The 21,585-nt window shown below is 55.0% G+C and carries 20 protein-coding genes and 1 tRNA gene; 6 read left to right on the forward strand and 15 right to left on the reverse strand.

What is annotated here, in order from left to right; translation table 11 throughout:
• Positions 1 to 24: 24 nt before the first annotated feature.
• The 3 genes from JWS10_RS00415 to JWS10_RS00425 form a co-directional block, all read right to left on the reverse strand.
• On the reverse strand, positions 25 to 873 hold the full coding sequence (locus JWS10_RS00415; RefSeq protein WP_299503715.1) for a DUF4435 domain-containing protein: 849 nt from the start codon (positions 871 to 873) through the stop codon (positions 25 to 27).
• The gene (locus JWS10_RS00420) at positions 870 to 2,243 is read right to left on the reverse strand and encodes an AAA family ATPase (protein ID WP_299503717.1); all 1,374 of its coding nucleotides are present in this window, start codon (positions 2,241 to 2,243) and stop codon (positions 870 to 872) included. Before JWS10_RS00420 ends, JWS10_RS00415 begins: the two co-directional genes overlap by 4 nt.
• Positions 2,244 to 3,027: 784 nt before the next feature.
• Positions 3,028 to 3,582: a recombinase family protein gene (locus JWS10_RS00425; protein WP_299503718.1), complete on the reverse strand. Its 555-nt coding sequence runs from the start codon at positions 3,580 to 3,582 to the stop codon at positions 3,028 to 3,030.
• 1,041 nt (positions 3,583 to 4,623) lie between these two features.
• Between JWS10_RS00425 and JWS10_RS00430 the strand changes: the two genes are divergently transcribed.
• Together JWS10_RS00430 and JWS10_RS00435 are read left to right on the forward strand one after the other, a co-directional pair.
• Entirely contained in the window at positions 4,624 to 4,923 is a 300-nt protein-coding gene (locus JWS10_RS00430) for a hypothetical protein (protein WP_299503720.1), read from the forward strand.
• Positions 4,924 to 5,275: 352 nt separating this feature from the next.
• Positions 5,276 to 5,674, forward strand: a complete 399-nt coding sequence (locus JWS10_RS00435; RefSeq protein ID WP_299503722.1) for a hypothetical protein — start codon at positions 5,276 to 5,278, stop codon at positions 5,672 to 5,674.
• 779 nt (positions 5,675 to 6,453) lie between these two features.
• Here the strand turns inward: JWS10_RS00435 and JWS10_RS00440 are convergent.
• Positions 6,454 to 9,696, reverse strand: a complete 3,243-nt coding sequence (locus JWS10_RS00440; RefSeq protein ID WP_299503725.1) for a bifunctional DNA primase/polymerase — start codon at positions 9,694 to 9,696, stop codon at positions 6,454 to 6,456.
• A 189-nt stretch (positions 9,697 to 9,885) separates the two neighbouring features.
• The gene (locus JWS10_RS00445) at positions 9,886 to 10,155 is read right to left on the reverse strand and encodes a hypothetical protein (RefSeq protein WP_299503727.1); all 270 of its coding nucleotides are present in this window, start codon (positions 10,153 to 10,155) and stop codon (positions 9,886 to 9,888) included.
• Between the two features lie 367 nt (positions 10,156 to 10,522).
• On the opposite strand from JWS10_RS00445, the gene JWS10_RS00450 reads away from it, so the two are divergent.
• Entirely contained in the window at positions 10,523 to 10,711 is a 189-nt protein-coding gene (locus JWS10_RS00450) for a hypothetical protein (RefSeq protein ID WP_299503728.1), read from the forward strand.
• Positions 10,712 to 10,720: 9 nt separating this feature from the next.
• Here the strand turns inward: JWS10_RS00450 and JWS10_RS00455 are convergent, their stop codons facing one another.
• The 5 genes from JWS10_RS00455 to JWS10_RS00475 form a co-directional block, all read right to left on the reverse strand.
• Complete coding sequence (locus JWS10_RS00455) at positions 10,721 to 11,134, reverse strand: hypothetical protein (protein WP_299503731.1); 414 nt, start codon at positions 11,132 to 11,134, stop codon at positions 10,721 to 10,723.
• Positions 11,131 to 11,607, reverse strand: a complete 477-nt coding sequence (locus tag JWS10_RS00460) for a hypothetical protein (RefSeq protein WP_299503733.1) — start codon at positions 11,605 to 11,607, stop codon at positions 11,131 to 11,133. Before JWS10_RS00460 ends, JWS10_RS00455 begins: the two co-directional genes overlap by 4 nt.
• Positions 11,604 to 11,867 (reverse strand): hypothetical protein, encoded by a 264-nt coding sequence (locus tag JWS10_RS00465; RefSeq protein ID WP_299503735.1) that lies wholly within the window; start codon positions 11,865 to 11,867, stop codon positions 11,604 to 11,606. The genes JWS10_RS00460 and JWS10_RS00465 overlap by 4 nt, the downstream gene beginning before the upstream one ends.
• A 592-nt stretch (positions 11,868 to 12,459) precedes the next feature.
• Positions 12,460 to 12,533 (reverse strand) — tRNA-Gly (locus JWS10_RS00470).
• 59 nt (positions 12,534 to 12,592) lie between these two features.
• A complete protein-coding gene (locus tag JWS10_RS00475) occupies positions 12,593 to 14,869 on the reverse strand; it encodes an adenosylcobalamin-dependent ribonucleoside-diphosphate reductase (RefSeq protein ID WP_299503737.1) in 2,277 nt (758 codons plus the stop codon).
• A gap of 255 nt (positions 14,870 to 15,124) precedes the next feature.
• Here JWS10_RS00475 and JWS10_RS00480 point away from each other — a divergent pair, with 255 nt between their 5' ends.
• Together JWS10_RS00480 and JWS10_RS00485 are read left to right on the forward strand one after the other, a co-directional pair.
• Entirely contained in the window at positions 15,125 to 15,550 is a 426-nt protein-coding gene (locus tag JWS10_RS00480) for a DUF1489 domain-containing protein (RefSeq protein ID WP_299503740.1), read from the forward strand.
• A 165-nt stretch (positions 15,551 to 15,715) separates the two neighbouring features.
• Positions 15,716 to 16,645, forward strand: a complete 930-nt coding sequence (locus JWS10_RS00485) for a DMT family transporter (protein WP_299503742.1) — start codon at positions 15,716 to 15,718, stop codon at positions 16,643 to 16,645.
• Here JWS10_RS00485 and JWS10_RS00490 read toward each other — a convergent pair whose 3' ends face one another.
• Genes JWS10_RS00490 through hisS form a run of 4 tightly spaced genes read right to left on the reverse strand, consistent with a single transcriptional unit; the run spans position 16,646 to position 20,496 of the window.
• Positions 16,646 to 16,987 carry a hypothetical protein gene (locus JWS10_RS00490; protein WP_299503744.1) on the reverse strand — a complete coding sequence of 114 codons (342 nt, stop codon included), beginning with the start codon at positions 16,985 to 16,987 and terminating at the stop codon, positions 16,646 to 16,648.
• A 58-nt stretch (positions 16,988 to 17,045) separates the two neighbouring features.
• Positions 17,046 to 17,750 carry an ATP phosphoribosyltransferase gene (gene hisG, locus JWS10_RS00495; protein WP_299503792.1) on the reverse strand — a complete coding sequence of 235 codons (705 nt, stop codon included), beginning with the start codon at positions 17,748 to 17,750 and terminating at the stop codon, positions 17,046 to 17,048.
• Entirely contained in the window at positions 17,747 to 18,844 is a 1,098-nt protein-coding gene (locus tag JWS10_RS00500) for an ATP phosphoribosyltransferase regulatory subunit (protein ID WP_299503793.1), read from the reverse strand. Before JWS10_RS00500 ends, hisG begins: the two co-directional genes overlap by 4 nt.
• Before the next feature lie 20 nt (positions 18,845 to 18,864).
• Positions 18,865 to 20,496, reverse strand: coding sequence for a histidine--tRNA ligase (gene hisS, locus JWS10_RS00505; RefSeq protein WP_299503746.1), 1,632 nt, complete (start codon positions 20,494 to 20,496; stop codon positions 18,865 to 18,867).
• 72 nt (positions 20,497 to 20,568) lie between these two features.
• On the opposite strand from hisS, the gene JWS10_RS00510 reads away from it, so the two are divergent.
• Positions 20,569 to 20,766, forward strand: coding sequence for a SlyX family protein (locus JWS10_RS00510; RefSeq protein WP_299482573.1), 198 nt, complete (start codon positions 20,569 to 20,571; stop codon positions 20,764 to 20,766).
• Positions 20,767 to 20,784: 18 nt separating this feature from the next.
• Here JWS10_RS00510 and JWS10_RS00515 read toward each other — a convergent pair whose 3' ends face one another.
• Entirely contained in the window at positions 20,785 to 21,546 is a 762-nt protein-coding gene (locus JWS10_RS00515; protein ID WP_299503747.1) for a sulfite exporter TauE/SafE family protein, read from the reverse strand.
• Positions 21,547 to 21,585 lie beyond the last annotated feature (39 nt).

The raw sequence follows: 21,585 nt of genomic DNA on the forward strand, positions 1-21,585 counted from the left end.
GTTAAATAAAGCGAGCCCAATCTCTCAAAGCGCACGTAATCGCCTCATTAAATAAGGATCAATTGAAGCATCAGCATGATCACTTAACATAGTCTTGAAGCTGTCCAAACTCACAGAGAAACCTACGCCACGTTTTGCTTTTTCATAAAGTGCGGGCATGATATAAGCTTTCGCGGAACAAATTTCAATAACTGGCTTTGATTTGGCCGTTTTCGTAATGGCATCAAATACAGATCTCACGTCGGCAATACCCGCGATTGCTATCGCATCTTTATAAATAGCCGCAACCCGGCGTCCCACTTTCGCTGTGCAAAAATGATAGTCCACTTTGTCTAAAAACAGCCTGTGACACGAGTATGCTACCGTTTGAGCGCCAATCGAGAGATGTTCTGAAACAGCGTACGCTGTAAAAATAGATCGTAAACGCTTTTCGTTTATGGCCAACCACACGTCTACATCGCCAACCGACAAAGCGCGCTCTTCAGAAAGATTAGGATTTAAACTCATGAAAACTTCTTTCAGAGCTTTTTGCGAAAGCAAGTAATTTTCGACACAGTATCGTCTAAGTCTATACAGATACTTCAATTTAGGCTTGCCTCTGCTAGTCAACAAATCCATGTCCGCATCAATTATATAGATTCTTCTCCGAGGGCGAGCAGCTTGATCTGCTTTGCAAGCCTTTATTACTTCCTTACGTCCACCCAACGGCGTGACGGACTTTATCTTAGTGCCTGCTGGCAAGTATTTTCGAATCAACTTCAACCACATACTTGGTGCACCTGTATCTTCCACGTAGATATCGACATCATTACTGTGAGACTTCAAAAACCCAAGTGCTTGTGCGGCCTTCGCAGGATATCTTGCGGTTGTCATGTCAATTCCGATGGCGTTATATCAATGCAGTTGTCTAGCTTATCTAAAATTATCGACGGTGAGTGTGTCGCCATGATTAATTGAGTATTTTTACTAGAACTTAGCACCGCATCCACAAACTTCTCCTGCCATTCAACGTGCAGCGAGAGTTCTGGCTCATCGATGATAAATACACTGGCCTTCTTAACTTCCGGGTTAAAATGAAGATGTGCTAATATCACGATAAGCTGCACTTCTCCTGACGAAAGAGCCCGCAAATCATGATCGCTTTTATCGCCTGACGTTGAGAAAACTAAATCTCCAAAATTATCGAATCTGACCTTTTTTCCGCTATCGCTGAAGAACAAACTCAACGCTGAAATAAAGTTATCTGTTTCGCGAAATAAACGCACCACCTGCTGATTATACTTAGAAATTCTATCGGAGATCGTCGAGATTTTTGATAAATGGGTTTTATTAAGTCCCCAAAGAATATTAGCAGACATTTCTGCTTCGGTTCGATGCTCTTTGTTCTTGCGTTTCGAACCCGAAATATTTTTGCGAGTTTCGTCAAAAAAATCAAAAAGTGGAGCAATTTTTGCAAAAACATCGTCTTCAGATACGCCAAGCAGTTCAGGAAGCCTTTGCAAATTTTTCTTAGCGGCTTCGATTTTTGCAAAGTCGTCCGAAGTCGGTAACGCGAGCACGCCTGTAAAGTTAGATGGAGTAAACTCAATCAAGTCTAGAACCAAGTCTTGTCTGAACTTATCGTCAAACCTTAACTTCATTCTCTGCGCATTCCTATGGGTTTCTAGTGCGAACCCAAGGGCCTCGGAAAGACTCTGAGATAGCGATTGAGAAAAGACGTTTCTGCGCCTGACACCATTATAAGAATAATTTCCATTTGGATATCTCTGGAGTGTCTCATCCTGATACATAGCGCGGCGATCCAGTCCGAGAAACATCGGGGTAGGAAGTTTTTGGATGAACTTGAGGACAGGGTGATTGGCGTTACGTGCCATTTGCTCACGGAAAAACGTCTGCTCCATTTCGCGATTTCTAGATGGGGGTACGCTATCATCTAATTCAACTGAGAAAACGTCAAGCGGCATGTCGGGAATAATATCTACCGATATGCTTGCTCCGCTCTTTGTTCTTCTGGAAGATAGCGTGAAGCGCTGCCCCTCGTTCTCCAGATAGAGACTGATATATTCATATGGTTGAATGGTAAGATATTCTAGCTTTGGCATAAGTAAGGAAATTATACAATTAAGGGCCGTGGTTTTTCCCGAACCGTTTATGCCAGTTATGAAACTCAAGTCGTCTTTAAATACAATATCAAGATTAATATGAGCGTTAATCTTTGCCCCGCGAAATCTAAGAACTTTCAAACTTTATCCTTTTTATATTATTTCGGTGGATAGTTGCACTCACTATTTAGTCAACTGACAATCTCACACCGACCTTCGTACTATTATGCAGCTTACCCGAAAAATCGAAGTTTTGAATTGAAAAATTTTTTTTCTCAGTTTCTGTCTGATGCGAGTCCTGCAACTCGCTCCGACCTTCGTCAAAAAAAAAAATATTGGGGCCTTTGGAGTGTCTGGGTCCGCATCCTTGCTATAAACTGACGAAAATCAATCCCGGCAACCGTCTGTGACATAGCAGATCAAAAGTTCCAAAAAGTCAAATTGCATGAGTTGCATTTACGCAGGTACAGGGCAGTCTGTCGTTCGGAAGGTGTTCCCCCTTCGCGGTTCCATGAGCATTTTCAAAGTGTTAACTTCCATCTCGGCCCGGTCTCGCCCGTCAAGCCAATAGCAGTCAGTCATGGTTCTTTTCCTTAAGCCAACCTAACCATGTCCATTACAGCTCCATAGTACGCTGGATAAGGGTGCTGCCTAACGGCAGTCGTTATCAATCGGACGAGGTATCGACGTTCGGTGAGTCACCGGTCAGCAGTTGATCTGTCAGGGCAGTAGAGCTGTACAGCGATGCAGTATGGGACGACACTAGATCGGAGTGGTGGCATGCTTGGAGGTCGCTGAACTGCGACAGCAGTCAGGCGTCACGTTTTGCTTAGAAGTACCACAAAAATCCGGACATCACGAGCAGGAGGGCAAGCGAGAAGATGCGTATGGGCATGTCAAAGTCCTTATATGGAGTTGCACGCGTCTAGCGGGCAACGTTGCCGAGTATTCGGTACACGCTGGTTCGGCTTATCTCCAGTTTACGGCCTATGTCTGCGGCTGGTGTGCCTGCAGCATGGAGTGCTTTTACATCGGCTTCCTGCGACATGGCTGTGGGTTTGCGGCCTTTGTATTTGCCCGCGTCCTTTGCCTTCGCAATGCCCTCCCGTTGCCTTTCTAGCATCATTTCACGTTCAAACTGTGCCACCGATGACATCACGTTAAGCAATAGTTCACCCGTGGCGGAGTTAGTGTCGATATCCAGCGAGAGGATGCGCAGGCCAGCCTTCTTTGCTTTGATGGTCTTAATGATCTCGCCCATGTGCAGGACCGAACGCGCGATGCGATCAAGCTTAGTGATCACCAGCGTGTCGCCTTCCCGCAGGAAGTCCAAGGCGGCGGCAAGTTCAGGGCGCGGGCCGATGGAGGATGTTTGCTCTTGATAGATTTTATCGCAGCCCATCGCCTTCAAGTCGCGCACTTGCGCTTCGAGTCCGGCTTCCTGCTCAAGTGTCGAAGTTCTGGCGTAACCGATAAGCATTTCTATCCCCTGATTCTGTTCCACAATGTCTTAAGACTTTATGAGGATATTGTACTAAATTGTCAATACCATTCTATTGGGGCATGAATCCGAGGACTCGGGGGTGCACCACACGAGCAAGCCCAGTGGAACAGGTGTAGGGCGGCGACGGTGATGTGCCTCTCGGATCATGGCAGCGCGAAACCGCAGTGCGTCGTACCTCCTTTAATTATCGGTGCGAACAATCAGACAGACAGCTTTTCTGCTAAGGCTTCATCGTTGCAAATTTGGATTGCATCGGAAAAACGCCGAAATGTCAAAACTCACCTTCTTGAATGTGAGGTTGCAGCGACACCGATCTAACCAATATATAAAAACGCAAAATCACCGGAGGTCACCTGAAGCACGCTCTCTCGTCGTGCCACTGACTAATACTCGGTCGGGTCAAAACCAGTATGCCATGATTTGTTTGGTGACTTGGCAGCATGCCCAGCTCTCTGCAGGATGCCGCGCGCTTTCATGCGTCTAACGTTCCGATATGGTAGGTCGCGAATGCATAGCGCAACAATATGTCGCTACATAAGTGCTTTGCGCAACTTTCTATACAACTCCCGCCGTAGGTTTCTGTAGATCGCGTCGGCGGCCACCGGAAAGCTGTTTCGTCCTAAAATATGACCATTTGGTCAGGGTCGCGGAGGAACGCCAGCTTCCATTGCAACACTTAGCAGCGTTAGGGCGGACCGGAATGCTTTAATTTCCGCTTAATTAGTGCGAAGACCGCGCGGCAATTGCTATCGCCGTCTTCCCCAGTCCGTGCGGTCTATGGTTAAGTGACATGAACGCAGACGCTGCGACAAAATAAGTCGCAGCTAGCAGTGCAGCGGCAATTTTCCCCGTGGTGGACATCGATGTGTTCCCCCAATTGTGGCAGAATTGAATCCTTATTATGCTCTTCGAGCAACGGATTCGAAATCTGCGAGTTACTAGCTCAGTGGCGGATATCGCCGCTGGGAGTATGCTATGGGCTGGGTGGCGGGTCGGTACAGGTTCAACAATTCTTCCATGCTACTGTTAGGTATCAGTGCCGAGATGCGCGGTATCGCTGACTTGCGGCGTGTTGCCGATGGCGCTCTGGCGAGACTGTATGCGGAAAATATAATTAGGGTGTCAGTGCAAACGGCGCGGGCGGTCAACCATCGACATCCCGCGCGTCTTGAGTGGTTGGACAAGTTGGAGCAAGCCTTCCTCCTTGCGGTATCGCTTGACGGTGAGCGGCGCGAACAGGCGCTCGCTGCGCTGGTGCCGCTCATTGAGCGCAACTATCCTTGGGTCAAGATAACGGCGGTGGGGCGGCTCCACTAGGTTGAAGGATGGCTGGTGCAATGCTTAGGGATGCCGGAGCCAGAATAGTACGCGGCGCGCGGCGTAAGTGGAAAGTGCTACTGGCTCTGGCGGTGCTCTGGGTAGGCGGCTTATACCTCGTCACCACCAAACCTGAAGCAGCACGGATCGCCGGAGGGCATGGAGTAATGTTGATGTACTTTTATCTGCCAGCGTGGATGCCCGGGATCCTGTTGCTGTGTTGGTACGCGGGAGATCGTGACGGCTGAGGTTCCGGGGATGTATAGAACAGCGCGACTCAGGCGAAGTAACTGAACAATACCAGCGCGCCGACGACATAGACCGTCAGAAGCAGAGCAGCGGCAACCTTTGCATGAACGGGCATCTCAGCACCTCAAAAGAAAACCACAAGCGAACAATAATCTCGGCGTATAAGGGGTGCAACGGTTTTCATCAAAGCGAGTTGAAGGTTTTGGTAACTGCTATTGGGTATCAACTAATGCTGCGAGAATTCGCGCCTCGCATAGCGCGTGGTGCGCGCCGAAGCTCGCGGGTTTTGATCCTGCTGGCGGTCCTGTGGGGTATCGACGTTTGGCTGCTAACCTATGTTCCTAACCTGATCGGCGGCAGGACCGTGTTTGCGTACCTGCATCTGGTTTTGATGGTGCCTTTGCCGCGCTGTTTTGTTGGTTTGGCGGCAAAGAAGATGACTAGGCGCGGCAGGCCTTGTTCTCATTTCGTTCCGGTTTATAATCGTGAGCATGCCAGATGAATTTCAGCCAGCGAGACGCCATCCCGGCAAGCCTCCGTACAGCATCGCGCAGGCAGCGAGGGAGGGGATTCTGGTGGTGGTGCGCTGCAACGGTTGCCACCGTGGGGCCACCTACCTTGCCAGCGATCTGGTGGACGTTGTGGGAGGCCAGTGGCCTGCGCATGACGCACCCTTTGATTGCGCGCGGTGTCGTTCGCGGGAGTGGGTCAAGGTCACGCTGCGCTCAATCCATCCGGGCGATGTGGGCAAGCTTGTGGTGCGGAGGCCGAGTCCGCCAAGGATCGTTCGAGATTGGAAGGATGTTGTGTACTGAGCGGACAGTTTGCGGACAGTTTGCGGACAGTTTGCGGATAGTTCTGAAAACCATCCGCACGGTGCAACCCGTTGAATCGGACGGTAAATCACGAATATCGGGACGTTGTGCGGATAGACGGATGGTTTTGCGTAACTCACAGCGCGGTGGTGGGGCACATACACACACAATCGCCCCGAAAGCCTTCCGTAAATGAATAAAGATTTTCATACTGATATAGATTTTACTAAAAAGAAGAAACCATCCGCAAAAACAGAGTGAACTCTATATTTTGTATTTATTTACAACGACTTACACCGTGCGGATGGTTTTCAAAACTATCCGCAAACCATCCGCAAACCATCCGCAAAAGCCCAAACCATCCGCAAAACTGTCCGCAAAATCAGGCTGACGCCTACCACCAACAACTCAAACATGAAAAAAGGACGGCTGTCGCCGTCCCGTTCTCACCTGATACCTCAACTCTCTACACGGCTGCGACGTCATCCTTGATCGAGACAAAGTAGACGAACCCGCCGTTCGAAGTGTCGTCCTTTTTCGTGAAGCTGATCAGAACCTTGCGCGTGATCTCGGAACCCTCTGCCCCGTCCTCCACGGTCAAGCCGTGAACCCGTGACGCAAACTTATCCCATGCTGGGGTAATTCTCTGGGCATTGGTGTATATCCCGTCTTCATACCCCCATCCGGCAAGCAGTAACGGCTCGTTCCCGTCAGCTTTATTGAGTATGTCCTTAACCGCGTGCACCGTCATTTTCTTATACTTTGCAGTGCCACCGACACGTAGGATAGGATTGTCACCAAGGTTGTATATCGCGCGGACAAGCGCGGCCTCATTCGTCTGTGCGGCTCCGGTGGTGGTCGCTTTCAGCTTGTCTCGGTTGGCGTTGAATCCACCGATACCCGCCACCTTTAGAACGCCACCCATCACGTACGACCACGACTCGAAGCCTGCTAGAATGTTGTCGGTTCCCATGGGCTTGCCCTTGGCGATCCATGCTTGAATGAGCGTCAGGCATGCCCAGATCAGTTCACCCCGGTTGTCTAATACCCAAGTGCGGATATCGTCATGCTTCCACTTGATTACGCGCTCCCCCGGCTCAGGGTGCATGGCATCCAGATCAGCCATCACGCTTCGCCGTTGGATATCTGGCGAGCCTGTGAAAGTGTTAGCCGCGATAACGTGTCGCCCGAGAATATCAACTTCCACCGTCGCACCCGTGCCAAGCAAGCGCGCTTCATATTTTTGATTTCCCGTCACCATTGCGCACAACTCGGGGGATTTAACGTAGTGGTCTACGTTGTCGAAGAAGTTGGTGCCAGTCATCTGCCGTAGATACGCGGTCAACTGCTTTGCAAATTCCTCATCCTTGGGCGACATCGCCCAAGGCGTTGCTGAGCGGCCTTCGCTGATGGATGTTGCAGCCGCAATCATAAATCCCGCCCCTGTGCCGGATGCAGGCTTGTTCACCAGATAAATAGGTGTGTCACCGGTGATCATGGAACGCAGGAAGGGCTGTATGGTACAGCAGATCATATTTGCCAGCGCTGGAACGCCCTCGGCTGTGTAGGCCTTCGCCATAAGTGTCTTGCGTGTCTCGCCCCCTAGGGGGAAGTCGCCGAATACATCATCCACCAGCAACGCCCGCGCCTTTTCAATCTCTGTCTGCGTCGGCTCCAGCGATACGGCTGGGATGTCGAGACCTGCTGGCATGGTCAGATAAATCTGCCCCTCAGGATCGTAACCGTTTTGAGTTACCAATGAGCCGCTGGCGTTGAAGTATGGCACTACAGCTTGACCCTTAAGGCCCGGGTAGAGGCTCTTAGGCTCTTGATACAGAAAGCTCACGACATCATCCGGCGCGGAAATTGCAATCGTGTTGCCATCATCACCAACACGTTTCACAAAGCGCGCTGCCTTGTTCAATCGGTTGGCGAATCCAAGCTGATACAGCGGTTTCATGCGGGGGGTGCGACCGGGCAATACCTCAAGGCTGTAGAGGTCTTCCATGTAGCAGAAGATGTTCGGGTCGGTTAGGTTTTTGGCTAGCAGACTGCGCTGCCCATATTCGCAGATGATATCAAAGTCGGTTTCCGACACGATGATACCGGACTCAGCGCTATCCGTGGCCTTTGCATTGGCCTTGCGATTTTCCTTGGCCTTTTCCTGTGACTTGGTTGTCACCACGTTCAATTCGCGCAAACCGACTCCGGTGGCCTTGGCGAGTGCTTTCTTGACCTTAGCAAGTGCGATTTCTTCCAGCACGAAGTCGCCCTGTGTGGCATCTTCGATCACCGACTCCAGATCAGCAATGGGGGTTTCCGGGGAGAAGGCCTTCACTCGAGACTCGAGTTCGGCTTGCAGTTCGGCTTGTACGATGGCTTGGAAAGCCTCTTCCGTTTCAGCTTGTGCAGTCTTGTCCACTTTGTCCGTGCGGATATATTCCCGCGCCTGCTGTACCCGACCGGGCAAGTAGTCATCGGTGGCGTAGCGATCTTCCGCGCGTTCGTCGTCGCAAGGTGCATCCGAGATGGCATCGTGTAAGATATGAATCAGGTCCAGCGCATCACCATCAGGGTTCGTAGCCCACCACGAACAAGCGGCACGATAGATAGGTTTGTCGAAACCTTCTAGCCCTTCGCCATCACCAATCAGACCTACAAGGTTCTCAAACCCACCCACCGCAATGTCACGCGGGGCTGTGGATTTCGTGCGGTTGGATTTCGTTTTGGTGGCTTTGGTCTCGGTCTCTTTGCCCGTGATCTTTGACGCATTCAAGGCAAGCTGTTCCAGCCATGCCGGAGCTTGCGCAATCGCACACTCCCCCGGCGCGCATCCCTCTGCCCACTGGTAGAAGTTGCCCGAATGGTGAATTGAGGGTGCGGCAATTATTTGCCCCCCTTCGCCGCGAATATCTACACCGGATGCGATAGCGGAAGCCGTGTTGCGGATTGGTTGAATGCCTCTGAAGATGTGGTGCTCACCACCTGAGCCTGTAATGCTCTTGACGGTCTTGGGCAGTTCACCATGTTCCGCGACAAGTGCTGCCAGTGCCGCCTTGCCATGCGGGCCGTCGATATCCAGCACAAACAAACCGCAACCCGGCAAGAACACAATCGAGACGTTGCGCGGCTGGTGGACGTTGGCGAATTTGTAAGCCTTGCCTGCTTTGTTCGCGGCGTATTTGCCCGCGCCTGTCCAGAAGGCAACTATGGCAGCAGCATCAGCGGTCGCGCGCTCTTGCCACTTGGTTCCGCGCGGAAGCTTCGCGCTGTGGCCTTTTCCTGTGCCGCGTCCTGTCAGGGGGGCAAGCGCATGGCTATCAATAACCTTAAGCCCATGTTCGGCGTACAGCGTCGCCATCGCGAGCGTGAGCACATTGTGGTCTGCTACATCTGCACAATCAATATTGCCGCGCTGTAGGCCTGCCGCAATCAATGCTGCGCGGGCATTGGCGACTTCCGCCGGGAAGGTGGACTCGATAGTGTCACGGATCAGCTTCGCGCGCGCCGTGTGGTATGGCGATAGGATTGGTGGACGCTTGCCTGTAGGCGGCTCTGGCAGGCGGTCATGCGGTGCGCGCCGTGGAGCGCTCTGCACAGCCTCTGGAGCGCTCTGCGGTGCCTTTACGGCATCCAGCGCATCGGCCTGTTGTGCAATCGCGTCAAGCGGTGCCGCGTTATCGAATTGGTTTGGCTTGAGGTTAGTCATGGTGTGTCGGCTTTCTAATGCATTTGCATTTGTTGAATTTATCCGCTACGCTGTAGGCGTGTTGAATCGGGCGCTGATGACGTCCGGTTAGTCTTTCGGGAGGTCCGCGTTTTCACGCGGGCCTCTTTTTTTCGTTTGATCTGGTGGTGTTGGTGACATCATCCGGGAAAGGTTCTGTCGTGAAGGCCATCACGCCACCCGGATTTCTGATGCGCCAGCCGCCAGCCGCTCGGCGGAAAAACTTGTGTATCGTTCAGAACAGACGCGGCGAAGGTAGGCGTCGATATCCGTCAGAATATAAACCGTGCGCAATGATTGCCCCGGCGCGGACTGATACTGGATCGGCGCTATTTCATCCGAGTCAAAAACGGCAAGTGCAACATGCAGGCTGGATAGGCTGATACCCAAGCATTTTGCGATTTGCGGGCGTGTTACGGCGAGTCGTGTGGTTTTGTTCATTGTAGTTCCTTTGCGCTTGAAGTTCATTTTGCACTTGCGAATCAGTTGGGCCGTTGGTATAAGTTGTCTGAGGCTAGGTCCGGTAGTACTGCTAGGTGCAACTAAAAACCAACCGTACCCACTTCATAAACGTTTGTCAACTTTTTCGTAATTCGGTGCGAGTCGGTTTGGCACGCTATGAAATTGTCAATTGAAATAGTTCGCTTCAGGGGCAGTTCGATCTGACCGATTGTGACACGTTCGTTGCTTGTGATTTTAAACTTCGAAGGTGATATAAGTATTTGTTTTCAAACGAGGATCATTTAGCGTCATCTTTTGATTTGGCGTAAAAATTAGGCTCCACCCACCAAGACAGGGAGTCTCAACAATGACTGACAGTGATGTACTGCACGCTGATCTGATCACCCAGAGCCATAAGTTTGCAAGCGATGCGATGAATAATTTGGATCACACGGGCCTGCGGAGTCTGAATACGCAGGCCCATGTGATTGCTGCCAAGTTGGAAGCCTTGGCAGATGGCGGAGGGCTGATCATACGTCTGCCTGACCCCACCTAGTTGTCTGCATCACCAAGCAATCTGCCGCCAATCTATGAAAAGGTCTGGCGGCAGTTTCATCTCCGCCGCGTACCCGGTCGGCGCATTCGTATAAATGCGGGGGCCGTGAACTGGGCTTTTGACTAGTCCTAGGAAGCCCAGCGCCCGCTTTGCTACATCTGCCGTGCAATTCGCAAGTTCAGCCACTTGTTCAACTCGAATAGAGTAAAGCTCCGCTCCGCTCTGATGAATGTAATCGTCTATAGTATCTGCGAGTATGCTAGCCTCAAGAAAATCGTAGGGCTGTAGATATACAAACGCGTGTGACCGGGCCTCCGCCATTGCTTGCTGCGGCGTTTCAATATCGTCTGGGACGCCCAGCGCGGCACACATCGCGATATAAAGATGCGCCTGTTCCATTCGGCTTAATTGAAGGCCTATCATAATAGCCCAGCATTCCTGCGCAATTCTTCTGTAACAAAATCATTGGATTCACTGTCCAATGTTCCGTTGCGACTTTTGTTGATCTTATCGGCTAGAGACAGTTTGGAGATATACGATTGTCTAATAGTTTCTCTCAAATTGGTGTCGGCAGATTCAATGCACAGCCGCGCCATTGGCGTTTTCGCCACCGTGCCACGGGCAAAGTTATCCCAGCCTTTCGCCGTAGTCGGCAGTTCGGCTTGTCCCCCGGAGAGATGCACGAGAATTTCCGACTCGAGAATCAAATTTTCCAGCAAATGGGCTGTCATTATTGGCGTCAACTTTGCGCCATATAAGCGGGCGAGAGCCAATTCATACTGTGACTCCAACGGGGTAAGCCGCGCCAACTGATGGGCAGGGCTTGTGCTACGCAGCAAATTTATCCGGGACGCGCGCAGAGCGTATTCTTCCCGTTCGGTAGTTTTATGTGTCATGTCTGTAGTCCTTTGTTTTTATGCCGTTGTTGAGCGATTAGAAGAAGCGCGTTAATCTGCTCATCGGTGACGCGGTGTAGTTGCCGCAAGCGCGGCGACACGTCAGCCCAGAGATAAAGACGCGTCGGATTTCCGCCCTGCTTGGGCGCGGGGGACACTAAAAACGGCAGCGGATAAGGCAGTCGCAGGAGCCATCTTACGGCTGCAACCCCGAGTCCAGTCGTGGCGCGGATTTCGCGCATCGTGTTGAAAAAACTCATGGGAGTTCCTTTCTGATTATGATGTTATGATTTGTTTTAGCGACACCGTCGCGAATGGAAATCACAGCCCCGCCGTGATTCACTTAATGAAAGTAACCTATCAATGAAACGTCAGCTTGTCAAATTTGCCGGATAACGGTTCATTTGTAATAAACGAGCTGACGCGCAAAATCCAATTTACTAAGGCGTCATATTAGCACCCTTCGCGGGCAGCATCTTAATACCGCACTACATTTACTGCGCTATCGGATTGCGGATTGGGTAAGGGCGTGGTGGGGCTTTTGCGTCGATTGGGTGACGTGCGAAGCCGTGCTGGTACTGATGGTACGCCCGCCGCCTGCCCAGAGGCCTGTACGGGGCTGCTGGAGCGCCCTGCCTTACTCCTGTGCTGTGCAAGACGCTGAGGTCGTCAGGCCTGCTCTGTCGTGCTGTGGACGCGCTGGCCGTCAGGCCTGTGCGATCATCAAATTTTCGCACCCATCATCATCGCCGCAAAATTTCAAGCGATGGCAAAACTGTATAATAAACCGCCCATCTAAAAACACCACAAAGGCATTTTGATGATCTATAACAATGACTTATCAGTTCTTAATGGAGCGGGCGGCGGGAATCGAACCCGCGTCTTTAGCTTGGAAGGCTAAGGTCTTACCATTACACAACGCCCGCGCTGCTGTCTTCTAGCATCCCAAGCCCGCAGGCTCAACACCCCTTAGCCGGATTCAACCTCAGCCACACTTGGAATGCCCGCAATCCGAACAGGTCATGCAGCCCTCTTTCATCTGCAACGCATAGCTGCCGCAGCTTGGGCAAGCCTTGCCCTTGGGCCGCTCTCCCATCACCATCGCACTCGCCTGCGGGTCAGATTTCAGACCCATGCCCTCGCCTTCAATGAAGCCAATGCTGACCAGATGCCGCTCAATCACCCCGCCAATCGCCGCGAGAATTGAAGGAATATACCGCCCCTCCATCCAAGCCCCGCCGCGCGGATCGAACACCGCTTTCAATTCCTCGACCACGAAGGAAATATCGCCACCGCGCCGGAACACCGCCGAAATCATCCGCGTCAAAGCCACGGTCCAAGCGAAATGCTCCATGTTTTTGGAGTTGATGAACACCTCAAACGGGCGGCGATGCCCGGCGATGATGATGTCATTGATGGTGATATAAAGCGCGTGTTCCGACCCCGGCCACTTCACCTTATAGGTCTGCCCCTCCAGCGCCGCCGGACGGTCGAGCGGATCGGTCAGATACACCACCTCGCCCCCCGCCACCATCGCAGGCGCCTCAGCCGGAACCTTATCCGTGCTCTCCGAAACGGTCAGCACCGACCCCGTCACCGCATTCGGCCGGTAGGTGGTGCAACCCTTACACCCCTGATCCCAAGCGGCCATATAGACCTCTTGGAACGCCTCAAAGCTGATATCTTCCGGGCAGTTGATCGTCTTCGAGATGGAGCTATCAATCCACTTCTGCGCCGCAGCCTGCATCCGCACATGGTCCAGCGGTGGCAGGGTTTGCGCATTCACAAAGTAATCCGGCAACGCCGCATCGCCCTTCAACTCACGCCACAGCCGCACCGCGTAATCGACGACTTCTTCTTCCGTCCGCGAGCCGTCCTTTTGCAGCACTTTCCGCGTGTAAGCATAGGCAAACACCGGCTCAATCCCCGACGACACATTCCCCGCATATAAAGAAATCGTGCCCGTCGGCGCAATCGAGGTCAACAACGCGTTGCGAATCCCATGCGTGCGCACCGCCTCGCGCACATCATCATCCATCTGCATCATATTGCCGGTCGCCAAATACGGCTCCGCCTCAAACAGCGGAAATGCACCCTTTTCCTTCGCCAGATCAACCGACGCCAGATAAGACGCCCGCGCAATCGCATGCATCCAATCCTCGGTCTGCTTGGCCGCCTCAACCGAGCCATAGCGCAAGCCGACCATCAGCAAAGCATCCGCCAACCCGGTCACACCCAGACCAATCCGCCGCTTCGCCTTCGCCTCAGCCTGCTGCTCCGGCAACGGGAAGCGCGAGGCATCCACCACGTTATCCATCATCCGCACGGCCAACCGCACCAGATCATCCAGCGCCACCAGATCCAGCTTGGCACCCTTGGTAAACGCCCCCGCCACCAGCGTCGGCATGTTGATACTGCCCAGCAAACACGCGCCATAGGGCGGCAATGGCTGCTCGCCACAGGGGTTGGTCGCCGCAATCGTCTCGCAATAACCAAGATTGTTGGCCTTGTTGATCCGGTCGATGAAAATCACCCCCGGTTCGGCAAAATCATAGGTGTTGCGCATGATCTTGTTCCACAGATCGCGTGCTTGCAGGGTGCGGAACACCCGGCCTTCAAACACAAGATCCCAAGAACCATCCGCCTTGACCGCATCCATGAACGGATCGGTGATCAGCACCGAAAGGTTGAACATCCGCAGCCGGGCTGCGTCCTTCTTAGCCTCGATAAACGCTTCCACATCCGGGTGATCGCAGCGCATCGTCGCCATCATCGCGCCCCGGCGCGAGCCCGCCGACATGATCGTGCGACACATCGCATCCCACACATCCATGAAGCTCAACGGCCCAGAGGCATCCGCCGCCACACCCTTTACCTCAGCGCCACGCGGGCGGATGGTTGAGAAATCATAGCCAATGCCGCCGCCCTGCTGCATCGTCAGCGCGGCTTCCTTCAACGCGTCAAAAATCCCGCCCATGCTGTCCGGCACGGTGCCCATGACGAAGCAGTTGAACATCGTCACATTGCGGCCAGTGCCAGCACCCGCCGTGATCCGACCCGCCGGCAAATACTTGAAGCCTTCCAGAGCGGCGTAGAATCGCTCCTCCCAAACCGCAGGTTCTTTTTCAACCTCAGCCAAAGCCCGCGCGATTCGCCGCCAGCTGTCCTCAACCGAACCATCAATCGGCGTGCCATCCTGCGCCTTTAGCCGATATTTCATGTCCCAAATTTGCTCAGCGATAGGGGCGGCAAAACGAGACATGGGGCAGTCCTTCCGATAGGGGATATCAAATAAGTGGCGAGGTGTAGCCGCAAGCATCATGGGCGGCAAGATCAGAGCGTCGGGTTTCTCAACTGGATTTTTACGCAGTCGCGGTAGAAGCCGATGGCACTGTTAAATGCCACCACACGAACAGTTTGACAGAGCAAGCCTTGAGCATACCAGATTTAGGTTTATCCTGCACTCAAACTTTTTTGAAAGACTCACCTCTGCGTTTCGTAGGAACACTAGGAACACATGACGCTCAACATCCTAAAACTCAGCGTCGGCACCGAGTCGGTCGATGACCTCACCAACTGGCACCGCGCCCATGCGCATGTTTGGGCACCCGGCACCACCGAACATGTCACCCGCATGTGGCCGAAACGCGAGGATGAAATTCTCAACGGCGGCTCGCTCTATTGGGTGATCAAAGGCGTGATCCAAGCCCGCCAGCGCCTGCTGGGTCTGGCCGAGCGCCGTGGCCAAGACGGCATCCTGCGCTGCGCACTTGTGCTCGACGCCGAAGTCATCCGCACCGAAAACGCCCTGCGCCGCCCGTTCCAAGGCTGGCGCTACCTCGACCCCGCCGAATCGCCGCGCGACCTGCCAAAAACCCGCGCCCACGATGACACCCTGCCCCCGGCCCTCGCCGCCGCACTTGCCGAAATCGGCCTGCGCTAACGCCTAAAACTTATCTAAAATTTGCTTTCGCATTGGCTCAAATATCCCACGGGTTTGCCATTGGTTCGCCACCGGTTCGAGGACCAATGGCATGGGGGGTGTGAAACCCCCAATAGCGCGCTATCCACGCTTCCCTTCCCCCGAAATCCGCGCCACAACCTTAACATGATCAAACGCCCGCTCTGGCTTGCAGCCGCCCCGATAATCTTTCTGCTGCTGTGGTCCGGCGGCTTTGGCGTAGCCAAACTTGGCCTGCAACACGCCGAACCGCTCACCCTCCTCGCGCTGCGCTACACCTGCGTGCTGGTCCTGCTGCTGCCCCTCGCCCTGATCATTCGCCCACCGCTCCCCAAAACCAAACGCGCTTGGGCCGACGTAGCCATCACTGGCTTCCTGATCCAAGTCGTCTACTTCGGCCTCTGCTACATCGCCTTCAAAGCCGGAGTTTCGGCGGGCGGAGTCGCCATCATCGTCTGCCTGCAACCGATTCTCGTCGCCCTCGCCGCGCCCTACACGGTGAAAGAGGCCACCACCCGCCTCGGCTGGATCGGCCTCGGTCTGGGCCTCGCCGGAGCCGCCATCGCCATCCTGTCGCGCTCCAGCCTACAAGCCGAAAATCCTTGGGGCATCTTGCTAACCTTCGGCGCGCTAATGGGCATGACAGGCGGCACGCTTTACGAAAAACGCTTCGGTGTCAGCCAACACCCGATCACCGCCAACCTGATCCAATATGCCACCGGAGCGTTGTTCACCCTACCCGCCGCATACTTAACCGAGGGTATGATCGTGCAATGGTCGCCCGAATTTTTATTGATCCTCGGCTACCTAGTGATCGGCAACTCGATCCTCGCGATCAGCCTGCTGCTCGCAATGATCCGCGCCGGAGAGGTCGCCCGAGTCTCCGCCCTATTCTACCTAGTCCCCGCCCTATCCGCCCTATTCGCATGGCCGCTCTTGGGTGAGGCGATGCCGCCGCTGGCATGGGCAGGCATGGCGCTGGCAGGTTTGGGCGTGGCATTGGTGAGCAAAAAATCCCGGGTCAGCAACAAATCTGGCGTCACCGCGCCCAGCGATAAACTCAACGAAACGCTCTGATCACCAGCCGCCGGGATTGCCGGGCTTGATGCTGCCGTGGCCTTCTTCGCCTGCTTCGCTCATCCAGACCACATGCGCGCCGTCGATCACCACCGACCAGCAATTCTCGGGGTCTTGGCCGTAAGCGAAGCACATCTTATCGCCCTTCACCGCCCATTTTCCTGTATAATCAGCGGCGTGCAGGCTGCCATCGGGTGCATAAAACTCGGCATAAGCCCCCGATGCCGACATGCTTCCGGTCACGGTATTGCCGACAAGCGCGCTGCGAATTGCATCACCGGTCGCCAGATCAGCCGCCCCGGCGGGCGTTGCCAGTAGCAAGAACGGCAGAATATAACGCACTTTTGAACCCCCTCGGTTACTGATAGCCTTACGCCTTCGCCCCGCGCCGTCAAGCCGCTTAAATTTGCGGCAAAGTCAGCCCAAGCCGCGCAGCCAACATCTCCAGCACCGCCCGAGCCTGCGTCCATTCGGCCGATCTACTGGCAAACAGCACCGCCTGACTTTGCAAAATCACAGAATCCGAAAGGATTTTCAAATGGTTCGCCCGCAAAGTCTCACCCGACGAGGTAATATCCGCAATCGCCTCGGCGGTCAGGTTTTTTACCGTGCCCTCAGTCGCCCCCTGGCTGTCCACCAACTGATAATCCGCCACCCCCTGCGCCGTCAAAAACTCGCGCACCAGCCGATGATATTTCGTCGCAATCCGCAACCGAAACCCGTGCGTCGCCCGAAATGCCGCCGCCGCTGCGTCGAGATCATCAACGGTATCGACATCAATCCAACAGGCAGGCACGGCAATAATCAGATCGGCATAGCCAAAGCCCAAGGGCGCCAGTTCCGCCACCTGCACTTCCCAATCCGCCAGCTTATCGCGCACCAAATCGCTACCCGTGACGCCAAGATGTATCCGCCCCGCCGCCAGTTCGCGCGGGATTTCGCCCGCCGACAGCATCACCAACTCCACGCCCGCAATGCCTTCAACCGAGCCCGAATACTCCCGCTCCGCCCCGGTTTGCCGCATCACCACGCCACGACTTCCGAACCACTCAAAGGTGTTTTCCATCAGCCGACCCTTCGAGGGCACCCCGATCTTCAACATCAGACAGCCCCCCGCAATGCAGCCACAAGGTGAGGCCGAATGATCCCCCCCACCGCCGGAATCGAGCGCCCCGCCCCCAGCACCGCCGTCAGCGCATCATAGCGCCCGCCCGTCGCCACCGCAGGCATATCCGCCGCATCGGCATGAAACGAAAACACAAACCCGTCGTAATACTCCATTGAGGTCCGCCCAAGGCTCGCCTCAAACGCCAAGGTGTCCACCGCCACCCCCCGCGCCCGCAACGCCTCCAGCCGAGCCGCAAACCGATCCACCGCAGGCGCAATCGCTGGCAGCAGCGGAGTAATCCCGCGCAAATGCCCCAATGCCGCCTCAGCCGGAGCCTGCAACCCAAGCAAATCATACAACAAAGCCGCCTCGGGAGCCTTGATCGGCGCGGCTTCGGCATCCTCAATCAAAGCCTGCGCCCGCTCTGCAATATCTTCCGGCGCGCGCAGCCCGATAAACGCCCCCGCCGCTGCGATCAATTCATTCGGCGCACCGCCCGCCAACCGCTCCAGCAAAGCCACCCGCCCCGCAGGCACCGCCGCCCGCCCGGCAAACCGATCCAGCAACGCCCGGAACCGTTTGGGTCGCCAGATATGCCGCAACAAAGCCGCCCGCCGCCGCTCGGTTGTATCAAGACCCCGCACCGCAGCCATCAGAATCCCAATGTCGCCCGTCACCGCGCGCAGACCCAGCCCACTGACCAAACCTGCAAACAAAGCAAACACTTCCGCATCCGCCGCCTCGGGCGCATCGCGGTCAAACACCTCAAAGCCAACCTGCAGATACTCACTCGCCCTGTTGCCCAGATGCTCTTGCTTGCGGAAAACCTCGCCCATGTAGCAATAGCGCGCCGGGTCCGCGCCATCCGCCATATGCGCCTGCACGACGGGCACGGTGAAGTCCGGCCGCAGCATCATTTCACCACGCAACGGGTCGGTCGTCACATAAGCCCGCGCCCGAATATCCTCGCCATAAAGGTCCAGCAGAGTCTCGGCTGGCAGCAGCAAATCAGCCTCCACCGCCACCGCCCCCGCCGCCTGAAACGCCGCAAACAGCCGCTCCGCCTCAGCCCGGATCGCCGCCTTGGTCACGGCTTGGCTCCCCGCCTTGCTCATTCCCCGAGCATCTTCCGCACCGCCGCCACCAGATCACCGCGCGGCACTTCCACCTGCGCAGGCTGATCTTTCCATTCTTCCAGCGTCGCGCTCTGAGCAATCTTCGCACCCAAAATCAAATCTTTCAGGATCACGACGCCCTTCTCGGCCTCATTCCCGCCCTGAATAATCGCAATCGGAGACTGCCGTTTATCGGCATATTTCAACTGGTTACCGAAGTTCTTCGGATTGCCGAGATAAACCTCCGCACGGATACCGGCCGAGCGCAGCTCCCCCACCATCCCCATATAATCCGCCATCCGGTCGCGATCCATCACCGTCACCACCACTGGCCCCGCCGTATCGCCCGCCAAGCGTCCCTTGGCAGCCAAAGCCGCGAGCAACCGATCCACCCCAATCGAAACCCCCGTTGCAGGCACCGCTTGCCCGGTAAAGCGCTTGACCAAATCATCATACCGCCCGCCGCCCGCCACCGAGCCGAAAGACCGCTTGCGGCCCTTCTCGTCGAGGATTTCAAAGGTCAGTTCAGCCTCATAAACCGGCCCCGTGTAGTAGCCGAGGCCACGTACGACGGACGGGTCGATTAAGATGCGTTCTGGGCCGTAACCTTGGGCTTCTAGTAAGCTAGCTATATCCGCCAGCTCGGCGACGCCCTCGGCCCCAATCTTCGAATGACCTACAATATCAACGAGCACACTTAGAACTTGTCGGTTCCAAATCTTGCTGGTTTCGATTGATCTCCAAAAAGCGCTTATGTGGGTGTTATTGTCGTATGCTGCGACCCTAAGCGGCGAAGCAACTTCTTCAGGAACCGACTTGCTCATTCTGATTAGCTGCTTCTTGGCAGTCTCGTTTACTTGCACAAAGCCCATCAGTACGCTTTGTTGCGCAACGCTCAGCCCTGCCCCTTTGGTGAAATCCCCGCTCTCATCCTTTCTACCTTCGCCCAGAAGCGCTCGCACGCCCTCCTCACCCAAGCGATCAATCTTATCTATTGCGCGCAGCACGACGCCACGCTCTGCAGCAAACCGTTCGGGGTCTGATGGGTCCAGCACCCCCGCCATTTCCATCACACCGTTCAGAACCTTGCGATTGTTGACCTTGATCACATAATCGCCGCGCTCAATCCCAACAGCCTCCAGCGCATCCGACAACATCGCGCAAATCTCAGCATCCGCAGCAACGCTCGCCGACCCAACCGTATCCGCATCGCATTGATAAAACTGCCGAAACCGCCCCGGTCCCGGTTTTTCATTGCGCCACACCGGACCCATCGCGAACCGCCGATACGGAGACGGCAAATCATTGCGATACTGCGCTGCCACCCGCGCCAAAGGCGCTGTCAGGTCATAGCGCAAAGCCAGCCAATCGGCATCCTCATCCTGCCAGCCGAACACACCCTCGTTAGGCCGATCGACATCGGGCAGGAACTTGCCCAAAGCCTCGACAGTCTCAACGGCAGAAGTCTCCAAAGGATCAAAGCCATAGCGATGATAAACCTCGGCAATCTTGTCCAGCATTGCCTTGCGGGCGGTGACCTCCGCGCCAAAGTAATCGCGGAACCCCTTGGGGGTCTCGGCGCGCGGACGACGCACCGATTTTGGAGCGGTGGTTTTATCATTTGCCATAGCTTACAGCCTTCGCTTTTTCTCGCGCTCCGTGTAACGGATGGGGACACGCGCAGCAAGCAGGGGACGGCGATGGACAACACGCGATCACTCGAAGAACGCATCGCCCATCTCACCCGTGCGGTGGAAGACCTGTCGGATGTGGTGGCTAGGCAGTCGAAAGACCTAGACCGCCTGCTGCGCCTGACGCAACTTTTGGCGGAACGTGAGGCAGAGCGTGAAGGCAACGGCCAAGCACCCGAAGCCAACGTCCGCCCACCGCACTGGTAGGCAGGAGATTGGGGTAAATTACATCGTAGCCAACCGATACAACGCCACGCCCAGCGCGAACGCGCCAACGGCAATCGTAAGCGGCTTACGCGGGGCCATCTTCGCCAGATAGCCGCCAAAAAACGCCGCAGGCAGGCCACCCAAGGCCAAGCCAAACACTGTCATCCGCACTTGGCTCCAGTCGGTTTCCTCGCCCCACCAGCCGAAGTAATAGGCCACGCCCAGCGCGGTAAACACCACGAAGCTGACGATAAACTCCGAGAAGTTCGTCGAGCCAATCGCATAGCGCGACTCCACACCCGAGCCGAGCAGCCCCGTGTTCACAATCGGCCCCCACGACCCGCCAATGCCCTCAATCACTCCGCCCGCAAAGCCAATGCCCTGAAAACGCCGGGTTTTCACCGCCCGCACCGCAACGCCCTTAAAGCCTCGATAGATGATGTAGCTGCCCATCAGCACCAGATAAAAGTTCACCAGATATTGCAACGCATGGCCCTTCAGCCCCGACAACAGCGTAGCCCCCAATATCCCGCCAATCGAGCCGAACACCGCCAAAGCCCCGACAATCCGCCAATCAATGTTCTTGTGATACAGGTTCGACAGCGCCGCCGTGCCACCCGTCGGCAGCTTCGCCGCATTGACCGAGGCGGAAACCAGTGGCGGCGGCACCCCTTGCGCCAGCAGAACCGCCGAGGAGATCACCCCAAACCCCATGCCCAAAGACCCGTCGATCAACTGCGCAATGAACCCGATCAGGGCATAGTCCCACAAACTGTCCATACTGATTCCACCTCTTAATGACGCATTTTGCACCAGATG

The organism is Cypionkella sp., from assembly GCF_028290025.1.
Taxonomy (GTDB): domain Bacteria; phylum Pseudomonadota; class Alphaproteobacteria; order Rhodobacterales; family Rhodobacteraceae; genus Cypionkella.